This window comes from Streptomyces sp. (genome assembly GCF_035563135.1).
Lineage (GTDB): Bacteria > Actinomycetota > Actinomycetes > Streptomycetales > Streptomycetaceae > Streptomyces.
The window spans coordinates 20,725-36,710 of record NZ_DATMVN010000737.1 but is presented as its reverse complement, the minus strand read 5'-3'; the positions used below and the strand labels follow the sequence as shown (position 1 = coordinate 36,710).

General features: G+C 68.0%; 14 protein-coding genes. 9 read left to right on the top strand and 5 right to left on the bottom strand.

Annotation, left to right across the window (positions count from 1 at the left end; translation table 11 throughout):
- Positions 1-554: 554 nt before the first annotated feature.
- Positions 555-899, bottom strand: coding sequence for a twin-arginine translocation signal domain-containing protein (locus VN520_RS32910; protein ID WP_325750601.1), 345 nt, complete (start codon positions 897-899; stop codon positions 555-557).
- A 51-nt stretch (positions 900-950) separates the two neighbouring features.
- On the opposite strand from VN520_RS32910, the gene VN520_RS32905 reads away from it, so the two are divergent.
- The 6 genes from VN520_RS32905 (at position 951) to VN520_RS32880 (ending at position 7,506) form a co-directional block, all read left to right on the top strand.
- On the top strand, positions 951-1,265 hold the full coding sequence (locus VN520_RS32905; RefSeq protein ID WP_325750600.1) for a hypothetical protein: 315 nt from the start codon (positions 951-953) through the stop codon (positions 1,263-1,265).
- A 795-nt stretch (positions 1,266-2,060) separates the two neighbouring features.
- Positions 2,061-3,059 carry a bifunctional DNA primase/polymerase gene (locus VN520_RS32900; RefSeq protein ID WP_414720027.1) on the top strand — a complete coding sequence of 333 codons (999 nt, stop codon included), beginning with the start codon at positions 2,061-2,063 and terminating at the stop codon, positions 3,057-3,059.
- On the top strand, positions 3,056-4,606 hold the full coding sequence (locus VN520_RS32895) for a phage/plasmid primase, P4 family (protein WP_325750599.1): 1,551 nt from the start codon (positions 3,056-3,058) through the stop codon (positions 4,604-4,606). Before VN520_RS32900 ends, VN520_RS32895 begins: the two co-directional genes overlap by 4 nt.
- 84 nt (positions 4,607-4,690) lie before the next feature.
- A complete protein-coding gene (locus VN520_RS32890) occupies positions 4,691-5,650 on the top strand; it encodes a hypothetical protein (RefSeq protein WP_325750598.1) in 960 nt (319 codons plus the stop codon).
- 203 nt (positions 5,651-5,853) lie between these two features.
- Positions 5,854-6,255: a DUF6009 family protein gene (locus tag VN520_RS32885; protein WP_325750597.1), complete on the top strand. Its 402-nt coding sequence runs from the start codon at positions 5,854-5,856 to the stop codon at positions 6,253-6,255.
- A 450-nt stretch (positions 6,256-6,705) separates the two neighbouring features.
- Positions 6,706-7,506, top strand: a complete 801-nt coding sequence (locus tag VN520_RS32880; RefSeq protein WP_325750596.1) for a maleylpyruvate isomerase family mycothiol-dependent enzyme — start codon at positions 6,706-6,708, stop codon at positions 7,504-7,506.
- A 454-nt stretch (positions 7,507-7,960) separates the two neighbouring features.
- Here VN520_RS32880 and VN520_RS32875 read toward each other — a convergent pair whose 3' ends face one another.
- Genes VN520_RS32875 through VN520_RS32865 form a run of 3 tightly spaced genes read right to left on the bottom strand, consistent with a single transcriptional unit; the run spans position 7,961 to position 11,303 of the window.
- On the bottom strand, positions 7,961-9,049 hold the full coding sequence (locus tag VN520_RS32875; RefSeq protein WP_325750595.1) for a carboxymuconolactone decarboxylase family protein: 1,089 nt from the start codon (positions 9,047-9,049) through the stop codon (positions 7,961-7,963).
- A 32-nt stretch (positions 9,050-9,081) separates the two neighbouring features.
- Complete coding sequence (locus VN520_RS32870) at positions 9,082-10,737, bottom strand: GMC family oxidoreductase (protein ID WP_325750594.1); 1,656 nt, start codon at positions 10,735-10,737, stop codon at positions 9,082-9,084.
- Positions 10,734-11,303: a DUF5987 family protein gene (locus VN520_RS32865; RefSeq protein ID WP_325750593.1), complete on the bottom strand. Its 570-nt coding sequence runs from the start codon at positions 11,301-11,303 to the stop codon at positions 10,734-10,736. Before VN520_RS32865 ends, VN520_RS32870 begins: the two co-directional genes overlap by 4 nt.
- Positions 11,304-11,670: 367 nt before the next feature.
- Here VN520_RS32865 and VN520_RS32860 point away from each other — a divergent pair, with 367 nt between their 5' ends.
- The 3 genes from VN520_RS32860 (at position 11,671) to VN520_RS32850 (ending at position 15,449) form a co-directional block, all read left to right on the top strand.
- The gene (locus tag VN520_RS32860; RefSeq protein ID WP_325750608.1) at positions 11,671-12,387 is read left to right on the top strand and encodes a helix-turn-helix transcriptional regulator; all 717 of its coding nucleotides are present in this window, start codon (positions 11,671-11,673) and stop codon (positions 12,385-12,387) included.
- Between the two features lie 600 nt (positions 12,388-12,987).
- A complete protein-coding gene (locus tag VN520_RS32855) occupies positions 12,988-13,791 on the top strand; it encodes a TIGR03084 family metal-binding protein (RefSeq protein WP_325750592.1) in 804 nt (267 codons plus the stop codon).
- 107 nt (positions 13,792-13,898) lie between these two features.
- Complete coding sequence (locus VN520_RS32850) at positions 13,899-15,449, top strand: 4-hydroxyphenylacetate 3-hydroxylase family protein (protein WP_325750591.1); 1,551 nt, start codon at positions 13,899-13,901, stop codon at positions 15,447-15,449.
- 72 nt (positions 15,450-15,521) lie between these two features.
- Here the strand turns inward: VN520_RS32850 and VN520_RS32845 are convergent, their stop codons facing one another.
- Positions 15,522-15,941: an SgcJ/EcaC family oxidoreductase gene (locus tag VN520_RS32845; RefSeq protein ID WP_325750590.1), complete on the bottom strand. Its 420-nt coding sequence runs from the start codon at positions 15,939-15,941 to the stop codon at positions 15,522-15,524.
- Positions 15,942-15,986 lie beyond the last annotated feature (45 nt).

Genomic DNA, 15,986 nt, shown 5'->3' with positions numbered 1-15,986 from the left:
AGCGGTCGGGTTGGTCACCGACCACATCCATACGACTCAGAGATCATTTACGGGACAGGTCTTAGCTTCGGCTATTCCTGAGTTTCACGGTAATTAGCTGCTGCCTCCCTTGTCCGGTAGTGCGCACGTAGAACCGGACGAGGGGCGGAGCCGTCGCCCGCTACCGCGGCGGTGAGACGGGCATGGTAGCGGCGGGCCCGGAGGCCGACCCGCGGACTCCACTTGAGCAGTCCCCAGACATACCGGCTTCGTCGTAACCCGTGTGCCTGGGTCAGCGCGTACAAGAGGTCCTGCTGGTGAGAGGCCCGTTCGGCCTTCGGCATCCACCATGAGGGGCACCCCGCAGCCCTGCCCACTGCCTGAAGCTGCCCGGATCCGGTCAGCAGCGGTTCGGTACGACAGCCCGTAGACCTCGGTCCGCCCGGAGACGCCTCTCCAGGGGCGCGACGGACGCGGCGCCGGTGCGCAAAGGACCGCTGATGTCGGACCGGCACGGGGGCGGGACGCCGGGGACCCGGTCGTACCGACCGTGAATCACCCGGCGTCCCATGACATCAGTTCAATGCGACGGGAGGCGGCGTGCCGTAAAAGGTCAGGGGCGGCCACCCCTTGGACTGGGCCAGCGCGGACAGTGCCTGGGCCACCTCCAGGGGTGTGATGTCCTGCGCGGACGGATAGCCATTCGGCTTGTCGACGCGGATCGTGAAGCTCATGTCCATCAGCAGGTCGCTCTCGGCCATGTTCGCGTCGGCCCGGAACTCGGTGCCCTCCATGAACTCGACCGTAGCCGTCGCTTCTTCCGTCTCTGCGGCCTCGGCCGCATCAGTGGAGGCGAACACGGCCCCCGCTGCGGCCGTTCCCGAGTAACCCAGCAGCTTGCGTCTCGATATGTCCGACACGGGTCCTCCTCCTATGGATGTCCCGGTCACCCAGGAGCCAGAATCGATCATATGAACGAGGAATCGATTTCGAAGCAGATTCGCGGTCTTTTCCCTATGGCTACCGGAGCTCGCTGTTCCGTTCGCAGAGGCAAGGTCGCCTTCCGGCACCGGCAAGGAGAAGAGCCCTCCTCGGGAGTTGAGCGGTGTGCGGGCACGGAGCCTGAACGCGTTCAGGCGCTGGGCAGGCTGCCCGGACGAGTCCCCTGCCGCGCGGGGGAGGCCCTGAAGAACATCGCCTCGCCGCCGCGCGACCTCATGTTCGAAGCGCTGTGGCGCCTGGTGGGCAAGACGGTCACGGCGGGAGGCGAGCATGAGGTGATGTGAAGGGTGGCCCGGCACCTGCAGCCGGTGACCACCGCTCTGGCCGCGGCCAGAGCGGACCCGTCACCTTCGGGCCGGTCCCGCTCCTTGGGCCGTCAGCCATCACGCCGTGATGGTTCGTGGCCTCGATCCGCCTCGGAACCGCCGGCCTGTCGTGGCGTCAAGGCGTAATCCAACCGCAGTATGACGAGACAGGTGCGATTTTCGGTCACTGTCACGGCGGTGCGGGGGAACTGTTCTGTGACTCAGTCGCTGCGGTCGCTGTCGTCTCAGCAGTCTTCCCGCTCGGTCCCTGATGTGCGGCGACCGGACGGAGCTTCGGTCGCTGCACATCGGGAAACGAGAAACCCCAGTTCAGAGCAGTGCGTGCCCCTGCGCAGCGACGCAAGCGACCGAGGTTCAGGTATGTCGATACATCAACATGCGCGTGTGTGTGTCATAGAGGGGACTTGAGTCGCTGCAGTCGCTTTCATGATTCCAACACTGCTCTGAACTGGGGTTTCAGGGACGATGGCCGTCAGCGACCCAACGGCTCCGGTCGCTCGACCGCCTGGCGCCAGGCGGTCTGGGCCTCAAGGTCTGCACCATGCAAGATTCGGGAAGCTACGTTCCGAATGCTTGTCATGTGTTCGCTAATCTGTCTTGGTCGTTGAGTCGCTTCGGTCGCTATGGAGGGGGATTCAGGTGACTCCTGAGCTGCACCTGGTGGGCTTCGACCCCTCCCGACCGACGCCGCCGCGTCCGGTCCTTCCTCGCTCTGTCGCCACTGCCCGATGGTGTGCCGAACAGGGCTGGCCGGTGCATCCGCTCGCCGCCGGACGCAAGACTCCGGCCGGGAACTGCGACACCTGCCGTCATCCCGGTCATACCCACCGGGGCTGTGACTGTGCCGCGGCCGGCCGCTGGTGCCACGGCTTCCACGCCGCCACCCGTGACGCCGACAGGATCGACCACTGGTGGGGGAGGAACCCGAGTCTCGGGGTGGGGGTGTCCTGTGGCCCTGCGGGACTGGTGGTGATCGACATCGACGCGCACCCGCAGAGCCTGCCTGCACGGGAGCGGCTGCTGCCCGGTATTCCGATCCCCGAGCAGGTCGACCTCACCGGCTTGGCCCACGGTTTCCACACGCTGGCCGTCCTGGCCGCGCTACGGGGCGCACCGGACCCGGCGGCCGACGAGACGACGTTGCGGGTACGAACTCCCTCGGGCGGCCTCCACGTCTGGTACCGCGCTCCCGATGCCCGTCAGTGGCAGTGCTCCACCGGCTCGAGCAGCAGGCGTGCCCTGGCCTGGCAGGTGGACGTCCGGGCGCACGGCGGCTACATCATCGCGCCCGGCACGACCACCAGGGCGGGCAACTACACAGTGCTCGGTACCGTCCGGAGTCCGGCGGTCCTGCCGGCCTGGCTCGCCCAAGAGCTCGAACGCACGGGGCATGTGCTGCCGGAGCGGTTGCCGGGCCCGAGGCCTGTCCCTCCCCGAGCACTCCAGGCGGTCATCGCCGCCGGTGGGGGCCGGAAAAGCCCCCTCGGAGTCCTCGGCTTTGTACTGGCCGAGGTGACCGCTTGTGCAGCCGTTGCCGAGGGGGCAGGGTTCTCGGAGAAGCTCAACCGCGCTTCGTACACCGCCGGTGGTCTCGTCACCGCCGGACATCTCACTCATGAACAGGCCGAACAGATCCTTCAGTCAGCTGCTTCCGTTGCCCGCCCGGGCCAGGGCCCGCGAGCTGCCCGGATCATCCGTAGCGGAATGACCGCCGGTACGCGCAGGCCGTTGTACCTGGGGAGGCCCGGATGACTCCGGCCGGCGACAGTTCGCTGTTCGATTTTGACGCCCAGGCCGTGGCAGCCGACATCATCGCCAGAACCACGCCCCGCGCAGGCACCCCCACCTCCTCCGCGGGTGAACCCGCGGGGCCCGTACCGGTTCCGGCGCAGGACGCGGCGTCTTTGTTCCAGGAGCATGTGTCACCTGTCGGGCTGATGCCCGACACCTTGACGGACCGGGGCAACGCCAAGCTCTTCGTGAAGCTTTACGCACATGACTACCGGCATGTCACCGGTCTGGGCTGGTACCGCTGGGACAACACCCGTTGGCAGAGCGACGAGGACGACACCGTGGTGTGGGCTGCGGGGGAGATGGCGGAGAACATCGCCGTCACCGACCCCCGGGGCGTGCACTCCGACGCGGCCCTGCGCAAGCACCGCCGTCGTGCTTTGAGCACATCGGGGATGAACGCGTTTCTGGTGCAGGCGAAGTCGGCCCCGGGCATGGTGCTGAGCGCGGCGGTGATGGACGCCGATCCTTACGTGCTGTGCACCCCCGCGGGGATCGTGGATCTGCGGACGGGGGTGCTGCGGGCGCCGGATCCGGACCGGGACTTTCACTCGCGTTCGACGTCCATCGGTCCGCAGCGGATGCCGACCCCGCGCTGGGAGCAGTTCCTTGCCGATACGTTCGGCGACGACGAACGGGGAACGGAGATGATCCGTTTTCTGCACCTGCTGCTGGGCTACTCGCTGACCGGGGATGTCGGGGCGCAGGTCATGCCGTTTCTCTTCGGTTCCGGCAAAAACGGAAAATCGGTCCTTCTGGATGTTCTGATCAAGCTCCTCGGCGACTACGCCGATGCCGCGCCTCCCGGCTTCCTCATGGCCCGTCCCTACGAGGGCCACCCCACGGACCTCGCCGAACTCCACGGCCGGCGCGTCATCGTCTGCTCCGAGGTCAAACCCGGCGACCGCTTCGACGAAGCCCGCGTCAAACTCCTCACCGGCGGTGACCGCATCAAAGCCCGGCGCATGCGCCAGGACTTCTTCTCCTTCACTCCCACCCACAAACTGTGGCTCCTGGGCAACCACCGCCCCGAGGTCGGGACCGGCGGTTACGCCTTCTGGCGCCGCATCCGCCTCATTCCTTTTCAACGCGTCGTTTCTGACCACCACAAAATCGACAACCTCGCCGATGTTCTTGTCACCGAAGAGGGCCCCGGCATCCTCAACTGGCTCATCAGGGGAGCTCATCACTACCTGAACAGCTCCCGTGACCTCACAGGACCTGAGACCGTCCGCATCGCCACCACGGCGTACGCGGAGACCGAGGACCACACGGGCCGCTTCCTCGACGAATGCTGCAGCGTCCAGCCCCACTACCGGGTCGAGCAGGCACACCTCTACACCACGTACAAGATCTGGTGTCAGGACGAAGGCGTCACCGCGGTCTCCTCGAGGGCGTTTGCCGCGCGGGTGCGGGAGCTGGCGGGGCTCTCCTCGCCGAAGGACATGATTCTGTCGAACCAGCGCAAGTTCTACCCGGGCGTGGGTCTGCGAGACCGAGACCGGTGAGGAAGCCCGCATCCTCGAAGAAGGACGTGTCTGCCGCACCCTCTTAGGCTGTCGCGGGTCGAAGGCTAGGAAGGGGCTCTCGCTGTGGCAGATACGGCTGACTTACCGGTTCGTGTAAGGGGAGACCTCCCGCAGGAGAGCGGGGTCAGGCGCCGTGGACTGCTGCTGGTCCTCAGCACGGTCGCAGGCTTCCTCCTGACCGTGGTCTGGTCGGCGGAGTTCGTCGACCAGACCGTGGGCGGGAACATCGCCACCTCGATCCTCGGCCATGATCCGGAGACGTCCCCGCTCGCCTCGGCGGCTGCCGGAACAGCCTTCGCCTTCACATCCGGTCTCGCCGGGACGTTCACCGCGTGCAACATCGCGGTGTTCGGCACGGTCGCCCCGATGCTGGGAACCGTGAACAGCCGCGCGGGCCGGGCTGTCCAGGCGCTCAAGCCGCTCGGATGGCTCTTTCTGGGAATGGCCGTGGTCTCGGCGGCGTACGGCGCGGTGGTCGGACTGGTCGGTACGTCGATGCCGCAGTTCTCTCAGGCGCAGTCCGTGCCCGGCGTGCTGTCAGGGCGAGCGGTGCAGTCGATGGTCACGTTCGGTTTCATCGGACTGGCGATGTTCTTCATGGGGCTGAGCTCGCTGGGATACACCCGTGACCCGTTCGCCGAAGTGTCCCGCCGCTTCCCCCATGCCCAGTCGGTGTTCATGGGTGTGCTGGTCGGCGGGTTCCTCGTCGGCCGCCCGTATCCGCTTTTCCGCCAGCTCTTCCGCGATGCGGCTGAAAGCGGCAACCCGCTCTACGGGGCCGCGGTCTTCGTACTCCAGTCGGTCGGCAACGTGGTGATCATCGCGGTGTTCTTCTTCCTGATGGTGTACTTCGCCGGAGGCCGGCTGTCCGCCTGGACAGTGGCCAAGCCCGGCAGAACAGCCGCCGTGACGGCGGTGACCCTGATCGTCGCGGGTGTCTTCACCTTCCTCTACTGGGACGTCAGGATGCTCGCCCGCCGCGAGATCATCCCCTGGTATCCGATCGCGCCCTGGGCGGTCTGACCCGGAGCCCTCCCCGGCCGGCCGGTGCCGGTGCCGTGAACACCACCGGTACCGGCACCGGTTCTCACGTCTGCTTCCTGTGGATCTGCTCGTCTTCCGTCACAAATCCCTCGTGCGTGTGCGGTGTACGACGGCAGACTGCCCAGCCGTGCGGCCCGGTGTCAGAATGAGCGCGTGGGTCTGCTCGTCGAGGAGGAGGCGGGATGAGTGCTCTCATCGACGAGGTCGAGATCTGTGACGAGTCGGAGCTGGTCTGGCTGGAGGACGTCTCGGTCCTGGACTACGTACGTCAGAGTCTGGACCGGCTGCCCACTCGGCGGGGAAAACCCGCTTACCACCGAGGCGGACGCATGGTGGGATACGCCGTGCTCGGTTCACAGGCCAAGGCATCGAGGTCTTCGGGCACATTCAGGCGCCGTGTCTTCTGGTTGCTCCCCCACGACCGGGACAGCAACCCCGACGGGCTCTACGCCACTGGGGCACCCTCCGAGTCGGTCGACCCCCGGACCCTGGCCAGAGGGAAGAAGGGCTACAAGACGGAGCGTTCCGAGGGCGGGCCGCCCTCCAGCGCCATGCGTGAACTGGGCATCACCCGGCCCCAGTAGTCACCCGGACCGGCCGTGGACCACCACGCCGTGACGACGCGCGGCTCGTACGCGCCCTGGTGACACCGGACGGCGGACCGGACACCGGGCGCTCTCCCGCCGGTACGCGCCGGGTACGTCCACAGCCGACTGTCCTCGTGGGCAACACGATAGATCTGATTAATTAGCCCGATCAGGGCGGGTACCCCGTTGTGTGACCGGATGTGCCGGGATGTCAGGAACGATCTTGGGTGAAACGCCCATCGTCCGGAGCTGCTTGACGGCCCCCGGTACCGTCCGCACACCACGGAGGAACTATGCGACACCCTGTGCCCTGCTCACGCGCGCGAGCGCGCGCGAGAGGCTGGTCCGGGGCGGCGGCCGCACTTTTGTCCCCGGTCGCCGGCGACACGGCCGGTCGGCGGTTTCCGGGTCCGGCCGTCCGCGCTGCCAGTGGCGGTGCGGTCTAGCGTGCTGTCATCGACCAAGCTCAGCTACGATCGCCACTGTGCCGAGATCGTCGCGCAGACCGGTTTGTTGCGGTCCCGTATCGCAGGGGCCGATCTGACTCTTCCTGTGCCTTCCTGCCCCGGCTGGAACATCGGTCAGCTGCTGCGGCATCTCGGTGGCACCCAGCGCTGGGCGGAGGAGATCGTGCGGACCAGGGCGGCGCAGCCTCCTGCCGACGACCATTTCCGCGACCTGTCCGGCTATGTCGACGAGGACCCCGACGTCCTCGGCCCCTGGCTCGACGAGGGTGCCGCGCGGCTGGCGGAGACCTTGAGCACCGCCGGACCCGACACCGATGTGTGGACCCCGGTCGAGGGAGAGACCACGGGATTCTTCGCCCGCCGTTTCGCACACGAGACAGTCATCCACCGGGCCGACGCGACCCTGGCTCTCGGCGCGGACTTCACCGTGGACGAAGAGGTCGCCCTCGATGCCATCGACGAGTGGATGGAGCTCGGCTCGCTGCCGCAGATGCTCGAGATCCGCCCTGAGATGCGTGCGTTGCTCGGGCCCGGCCACACTCTGTACTTCCAGGCCACCGACACCGCGCCGGAGACGGGGGCGGAGTGGCTGGTCGACCTCACGGGCGACAGCGTCGCCTGGCGCCGTGCACGCGAGAGTGCGGCCGTCACCGTACGCGGTCGGCTGACCTGTCTGCTGCTGACCGTCTACCGCCGGCAGGCGGCCCCCAGCGAGCACGTCGAAGTGATCGGCGATGAGAAGCTGTTCGCGCTCTGGCTGGAGCAGGTGGGCTTCGGCTGACCGGCCCGGGGCGGACAGAATTCCGTTCGGGCCGCCCCATGATCCTGGGAAGGGCCGTTCTGGACCGAGAGCGATGCGCACCGTGTGAACCACGTGCAAATACTGTTTCCGGCCCGGACCAGGTTCGCGCCCTCCCCGGGGAGGGCCGTTTTTCCGTCCTCACGGGGCGGGCCGGAGTCAATTGTGTTATTCCTGCAAAGAAAAAGGTGACATCAGCTGCGCATCCCTGCTGGGTACAGAGAGTAATTGCTTTGTGCCTGTCGGTTTCCGGAGCTTGTGTGCTTCCGGGAACTGCTGCGGAGTTCCCCGCCCGACCAGCGCTCCGCTGATGCCGTCTTTCGGGCCCGAATACGCGCACCGGCGATGAGGCCCCGGCGGGTGCATGCTGAGCGTGCCGCTTCGCGAAGCCCGGCCCGAGCCGGCCGTGGATGCGCCTCCGGCCGTCGGGCACTGCTCAGAGGCTGGCGGGTTCCTCGGGTGTGGCTGTGGCCGGTTCCGACGGCGGGACGAGAAGGGCGCCGTGTCGGCGCGCGGCGGTGAAGGCGGACCAGGCCACGAGTGTCAGGAGGGAGGCATCGCCGGATCCGCTGTGCAGTACAGGCGCGATGACGGTTTCGTCCACACGGTAGGAGGCGAAGGCGGTGAGCAGGGCGAGGCGGCCGGCGGGGCGGTCCTCGGGGGGCAGCTGGGACTCGGCCTTGTTGAGCCAATCCGGAACGAGCGGCTTGGGTGTACCGTCCCAGCCGGAGAGTTCCTCGGTCACGAGGGTGCGGACGGAGACGGGGACGGTGTTCTCGCCCGCGGTGGCGATGGCCTTCGCGGCGCGGGCGAAAGCGTCGGCGACGGTCGGCCTGGCGCCGGCCCAGCCGAAGTCGCCCGGGAGCGCGGCCGGGGGCAGCAGGCCGAGCGAGCGGCCGGGTTCGCGGTGGGCGCGGGCGCCGCGTGCGAGCACCGCGGCGAACAGACGTGAGGCGGGGCCCCGGGCGGCGCCGGGGATACGGGCCGGCAGAGGGGACGGCTCGAGGAAGACGTTGACCATGCGGTTGAGGTAGTGGAAGACCACTGCCACGCCCAGGGCTTCGGGCAGTTGTCCCGGGGCGGGTGCGGGGGAGCGCTGCCCGCCCCGGGGGCCTGTGGCCCATTCGGCGAGTCTTCGCAGCTCGCCGGACGGGAGAGCCCGACGGGTGTCCTGGCCCGGGAGGTGGGAGCCGGGCACGAGGGTGTTGAGCACCGACCCGTGTACCTCGACGCAGTAGGGACAGGAGTTGGCGGCCGAGACCGCCGCGGCCACGGCCTCCTTCTGCGCGCGGTCCATGGTTCCCTCGGCGACCAGTGTCTCGCGCAGCATCGTCCAGGCGGCGGCCAACAGGGCCGGCTGCGGGGCGTGCATGGCCACGGGAGGCGCGAGTACGCCGAACTCCTTCTCGGTTTCCTCGTAGACGGCCGCGACCGGCCCGGTCGCGGCCGCCGGAGGGATGTGCCCTATGTACCGCACCTGCGCCAGCGATCTCCGTGCGGCCGGACGGATAAGTGGGTACGGCATCGTTCTCCTGCCTCTTCTTCCAGGGCGGTTCGTTACTTACGGGTGAGCAGGGGAAGCTGCGGGCGGACGCCGGCCCGGCCGGCGGTGCCGCCATCGGGGGTGGGGGCGCCGTAGCTGACGTCGACGCCGCGCTCGCGGGCCGCCTGGACGATCCCGGGGATGGCGCGTTCGGCGAGTGCGGAGATGGTCAGCGCCGGATTGACGGTGAGGGCGCCCGGTACCGCGGAACCGTCCGTCACGAAGATGCCGGGGTGGCCGCGCAGTTCGTGGCGGTCGTCCAGGGCGGAGGTGTGCGGGTCGTCGCCGATGCGGCAGGACGCCAGCGGGTGGACGGTGTAGGCGCCCACCACATCGTTGGTCCAGGGCGTCACACGGGCCAGTCCGTCTCGTTCCAGGATGTCCTTGACGACCGCGTCGGATTCGTCCCAGCCGCGCAGGGTGTTGGCGGTGGGCCGGTAGGAGATCGGGCCGCGGCCGAGCATCTGCTGGGAGATCCGGACGGCGTTGCCGGTCGGCGGGGGCGGGCCGAAGACGCCTTCGTTGTCGTCCTCGACCATCGTGAAGATGGTCAGCCAGGAGCGCCAGCGCCGGACCATCTCGGTCTTCTCCGCACCGAACCAGCTGGGCCCCTGGGCATCGGGGACCTGGGCGAGGATGGTGCCGAAGCCCGGGGGGAAGTAGAGCTGTTCGAGCGAGAACCGGGAATGCTCGGGCAGGGTGCCGTCGAGGTTGTCCCAGCTCGCCACCACCGGGCCTTTGCCGATCTGGTTGGCGAGGTAGGCGATGTCGTCGCCGCGGTCCAGGCCCAGGAGGTCGCGGGCGCGCTCCTCGTTGATGACGGCGTTGTTCAGCCTCTCGCCGTTGCCGGAGAAGTAGCGTCCGACAGCGTGTGGCATACCGCCGAGGTCGGCGGCGGAGCGCTGCAGGATGACCGGGGTGGCGCCGGCTCCGGCGGCCAGGATGACTATCTTGGCTTCGATGACGCCGCTGCCGTTGGCGAGGCGGTAGTCGGTGTCGTCGATGGTGTTGTAGTGCACCCGGTAGCCGCCGTCGTCGGTGCGGGTGAGTTTCTGCACCTCGTGGAGCGGCCGGACCTCGGCACCGTGGGCGCGGGCGGCAGGCAGGTAGTTCAGCAGGAGTGAGCGTTTCGCGTCGAACCGGCAGCCGGCCATCATCCAGTTGCAGTTCGTGCACTTGGAGTTGTCCACCGCGGTGGGGACCGGGTTGGCGGTCCGGCCGGCGTGGTCACAGGCCGCGGCGAAGAGACCTCCGGCGTAGCTGACGTCGTCCCAGCTCTGGGTGGTGACGGGAAGCGCCTCGCTGACCACGTCGTACCAGGGATCGAGGGTGTCGCGGCTGATCGCGGCCGGCCACATGCGGCGCCCGATGCTTCCGGTGCGGTCGAAGACGAAGCGGGGCGCGCGGGGCATCGCCGCGAAGTAGACGACGCTGCCGCCGCCGACGCAGTTGCCGCCGAGCAGGCTCATGCCGTCGCCGACGGTGAAATCGAAGATCCGGGTATAGGAGGAACCGAGAAGGAAGTCGTGCTCGAAGTCGTTGGATTCCAGCCACGGGCCCCTTTCCAGCACGGTCACCTTCGCCCCGCCCGCGGCGAGGTGATAGGCCGTGATGGCTCCGCCGAATCCGCTGCCCACGATCAGCACGTCGGTCTGCTCGGTGGCGTTCACGCCAGGCTCCCGGAGGGTGTCGTGTCGGGGTGGAGCCGGGCGAGGGGGCGGCCGTAGGAGAAGTCGGGGAAGCGCCACTGCCCGTCGTCGGAAGGCGGCGCGAAGCCCAGGGCGGCCAGGCCCGGGTGGCCGGCGGCGATCGCATCGGCGGTATGCAGATGGGCGCCGGTGTCGAAGGCCATGTTGCTGAACAGGGCAAGGCTGACCCAGAGATCACGTTCGGGGTGCCCGGGGGCGGTCAGGACGGTCACCAGGCGGGTTCGCTCGGTGTAGGACAGGGCCACGAAGGGCGGCACCGCGGAGTCCGCGTCGGCCGGTTCCGCGGCGGCGTACAGACGGGCGTGGCCGTTGAGGGCGTCGGCGAACTCCTCAAGGGAGTCCGACAACCCGGTGGCGGGTGTCTGGAGCAGTTCGAGAGCTCCTGCGGCCACCGCGCCGGGACCCTGTACGACTCCGGCCACGGCCCGGTCCTCCGCGTTTCGTTTCGCACCGGGAACTATGGTGTCGGCGAAGGCTTCCAGCGTGCCGATTATGTCCTGGTTTAACAGCGGTTGAATGGATGGCATTCCTTCTCCATTTCGGCGTACGAGGGTGTCGTGAAATCGGCAGTGACTCGCCATACTGAGAGCCTCTCCGTACATCGATCCTCCGCTGTGGAGATGGTTGAAGCATCTCCGTCATTGCTGTCGGCCGGTAGGCCGAAAAAGATCGCATATGCCCATGGGGTGTGATGGGTAAACATCGATGTCGTGGTTGCCCGGACCCTTATCTGAAGCTAATAATGTCCAGCGGCGCTGATCGATTCACTCCGCGCGAACGGTTGGTGCGTGGCGTGAATGATCGTCATTCGTCTCGGATGCGGAGGGCAAAATGCACAGTGCACAGTGCACAGTGAAAGGGATTGAGAGGGCTGTGGAGCAGTCGATCCACATCATGCGGAGCAAGCTCTCCGAGCCCTTGAGCATCGATGACATGGCGCGATTCGCCATGTACAGCAAATTTCACTTCTCCCGAGAATTCCATCGAATTACCGGGATATCGCCGAAACGTTTCCTCTCCGCGTTGCGGATACAGGAAGCCAAGCGGCTTCTGCTGACCACCGGCATGACGGTTACAGACATCAGCTGCACTGTCGGCTACAGCAGCGTCGGAACATTCAGCTCACGCTTCACCAATAGCGTCGGACTTCCGCCCTCGGTGTACCGTCAGTTCGGCGGATATACGACGCGGATAAAAGTTGCGAAGAACGAGGGGGACGGAGAGTCGGTGCGAGGTCTGGTTGTCGCGCCGGCCGTCGCAGAATTAGGGCTCATTTTCCTGGGTCTGTTTCCGACCAGAGTGCCGGAAGGTCGACCCATCAGCTGTGCGGTTCTCCGCACGCCCGGACCTTTCGAGATGCGGAACGTGCCGCCCGGTGTCTGGTATCTGCTGGGCCATTCCGTACCTGCCACAGCACATGAAGCGCTGACGGATGGCCAACCGGTCCATGTGGGATCTCTCGGTCCGCTGGAGATCGGGTCAAGGCTCGGGAACAGAATCGTAGAGTTCCGGCTACGAGGCGTACACGTCCTTGATCCGCCTGTGTTGATGGCTCTGCAGAAAGTGCGGTCGGCCGCGTTCGAGAACAACCTGGTAGGGGAAGCCGGATGACCGTCGGGTGCGGTGGAACCGGCTTCCACCGCACCGAAGCCGCTGCCCTGATCGCGGCGGGACGCACATCCGCGCCGGGCCCGGTGCCGCACCAGTGATGTGACGGAAAGTAACTGACGGTCCGTCGTACGTCCCTGGCGAGGGCATCAGGCCCTTCTCCGCGCAGCCACTCCTCCCGCGCCGGCCGCCGTGCGGCGCCCCCCGGCCTCCCGCCCCCTCCGGCGCTCTTCCTCGCGACGACGTCTTTTCCCGCGCCGGCACCCGCCCGCCCGCCGGCTCCGGCCTGCCGCGTGACCCACCGGTGCCGGAGGCCTTCACCGACCGGAAGACCGCCGAGGAAGAGCCGCACCAGCTGGCGGAGGGCGGCAGCGCTCAGCACGATGCCCGGCACGTGCCGGACCGGCCCTCGGATCCCCGGCATGTCCCCTCCCGTTGTGAGTCGACGGCCGGACCATCATCGGGCGCGGGCGGAAGCCGGTGCTTCTCTGCCGTTGCGCCTGGTGGATGTTCCTCCGCTACAGCACGGACAAAGAAGGGGATCGGCCCGCTCGCGCCCCAGACTGGGCCCGCAGACCAGCCGACCGGAGAGAGGAACCAGGCATGACGCACGAGAGGGACGTCATCACCGATCTGGTGGAGGAGGGCAAGGCGCTTGACGCCCTGCTCGCCGGGGCCCGCGAGGACGTGTGGACGCTTCCGACCCCCGCCGAGGGGTGGTCGGTCCGGCACCAGATAGGACACCTGGCCATGGTGTTCGCCATGGCGGAGAAGGCGGCTGCGGATCCCGTCGGCTTCAAGGCGTTCGTCGCCGGGCTCAACAGCTCCTTCGACGCTGCCGTCCAGGAAGGCCTGGCGCCGTATCTCGCCATGGACGGCGAAACCCTCATGAGGGAGTGGCAGAGGCAGCGGGAGGCGACCACGAAGGCGCTGCGGGGCGTCCCCCCGGCCCGCCTGGTGCCCTGGCTGGTACGGCCGATCCCGGCGGCGGTGCTCACCGCGGCGGGTATGACCGAACTGTTCGGGCACGGCCAGGACATCGCCGACGCGCTCGGCGTGACCCGCCGCCCCACCGACCGGATCAGGCACATCGCCGAATTCGTCACTCTCACATGGGAGTTCGGATACGAGTCGCACAGCCTGCCGGAACCCCGCAAGGGTTTCCGGTTCGAGCTGGAGGCGCCGTCGGGCGAGAAGTGGACGCTCGGTGCCGTCGACGCGACCGAGCGGATCACCGGTCCCGCTGTGGACCTCTGCATGCTGGCCACGCGGCGCCGCCACCGCGACGACCTGTCACTCACCGCCTCAGGTCCGGACGCCGACCAGTGGCTCGACATCGCCCAGGCCTACCGGGGCCCGGCCGGGACCGGACGCCGGCCTGGGCAGTTCGCCGCGGTACGCGGCTGACCGGTCCCGCACCGACAGGTCCGGAGTCCCTCGAGGACCCCGGGCGTGTCGGCCTGAACAGCACCCGTGTCGAGGCCGCGGCCGGTCCGCGGTACGGAGGGAACCCCATGGCAACCAGCGAGAACGGAACGGACGACGCCCGGAGTGCTCCCGCCACCCGCCCCCTGACGGGGGACGAGTACATGGAGAGCCTCAAGGACGGCCGCGAGATCTACCTGTACGGCGAGCGGGTCAAGGACGTCACCGAACACCCGGCCTTCCGTAACCCGGTACGCATGGTCGCCCGGCTGTACGACTCCCTGCACGACCCGGAGCGGCGGAGCATCCTGACCGCCCCGGTGGACGGACCGGGCGACGGATTCACTCACCGCTTCTTCACCGCCCCCCGCTCGGTGGACGACCTCGTGGCCGACCAGCGCGCCATCGCCGAGTGGGCGCGCACGACGTACGGCTGGATGGGCCGCAGCCCGGACTACAAGGCGGCCTTCCTCGGCACCCTGGGGGCCAACGCCGACTACTACGCCCCCTTCCAGGACAACGCTCGCCGCTGGTACCGGGAGTCGCAGGAGAAGGTTCTCTACTGGAACCACGCCATCGTCAACCCGCCGGTGGACCGGCACCGCTCACCGGACGAGGTCAAGGACGTGTTCGTGCACGTCGAGCGGGAGACCGACGCCGGGCTGCTGGTGAGCGGCGCCAAGGTAGTCGCGACGGGTTCGGCCCTGACCCACTACAACTTCATCGCCCAGGCCGGGGGAGTGCCTTTCAAGAAGCGGGAGATGGCGCTGGTGGCCACCGTCCCGATGGACGCGTCCGGCATGAGCCTGATCTGCCGTCCTTCGTACTCCGCGGCGTCCGCCGGACGTCCGCCCTTCGACTATCCGCTGTCCTCACGGCTCGACGAGAACGACACCATCCTGGTCCTCGACCGCGTCCTGGTCCCGTGGGAGAACGTCTTCGTCTACGGGGACGTGGAGAAGGCGCATCGGTTCAGCGCGCGGTCCGGGTTCCTGGAGCGCTTCACCTTCCACGGGTGCACACGGCTCGCCGTGAAGCTGGAATTCCTGGCCGGGGCGCTGACCAAGGCGCTGGAGATCACGGGCACACTGGAGTACCGCGGGGTGCAGTCCCGGCTCGGGGAGGTGCTCGCCTGGCGCGACTTGTTCCAGGGACTCTCCGACGCCGCCGCCCGCAACCCGGTGGAGTGGAAGGACGGCATGCTGCTGCCCAATCCGCGCTACGGCATGGCCTACCGATGGTTCGCGCAGATCGGTTACCCGCGGATCAAGGAGATCATCGAGCAGGATGTGGCCAGCGGACTGATCTACGTCAACTCCGGTGCCGAGGACTTCGCCAACCCGAGTGTCCGGCCGCACCTGGACAAATACCTGCGCGGTTCCGGCGGTGTCGACTCCGTCGAACGCGTCAAGGTGATGAAGCTGCTGTGGGACGCCGTCGGCACCGAGTTCGGCGGACGTCACGAGCTGTACGAGCGCAACTACTCCGGAAACCACGAGAACACCCGGGTCGAACTGTTCATGGCGCAGATGGCCGACGGAAGCGTGGACGGCTACAAGTCGTTCGTCGACGACTGCCTGGACGAGTACGACCTGTCCGGGTGGACGGTGCCCGATCTTTTCCCCCGTTCGACCGAATAGCCGCCGCACCGGGACTCAGAGAGGGGGGCCGCCCGGACATCGTCCGGGCGGCCCCCCTCGACGACCGGCGGGTCACGCCGCGTCGTACGGACTGTTCTGGTAGGCGGCCAGGGACCACCGGCCGTTTTCGCCGCGCACGGCGACCCAGGACGCACGGACCCTGCGCTCGGGACGGACGGTGTCCTCGCCGGCGGCGCGGACACCGCCCTCGGTGACCAGTACGGCCGCTTCCTCGCTGAGAACGTTCACCTCGACCGGTGCGCCGACGACCTGGGTGCCCCGGTACGGGCCCTTGAAGGCGGCCGCCATGAACGTACGGATGGACTCCCGGCCCTGGCAGTGCACTCCGGGCATCACCATGCTGGCGTTCTCGGTGAAGACGTCCGCGAACGCGTCGGCGTCGTGGGCCGCCCATGCCGCCATGATGCGCTCCGGCAGGCCGGCGAAGCCGTCTCGCGTGTCGGCCGTGGCCGTGGTGCTGGTGGGGTTCATCGGATTCCTCTCTCCGTGCTGCGGGCAATGCGGGGGAGCGGGGGG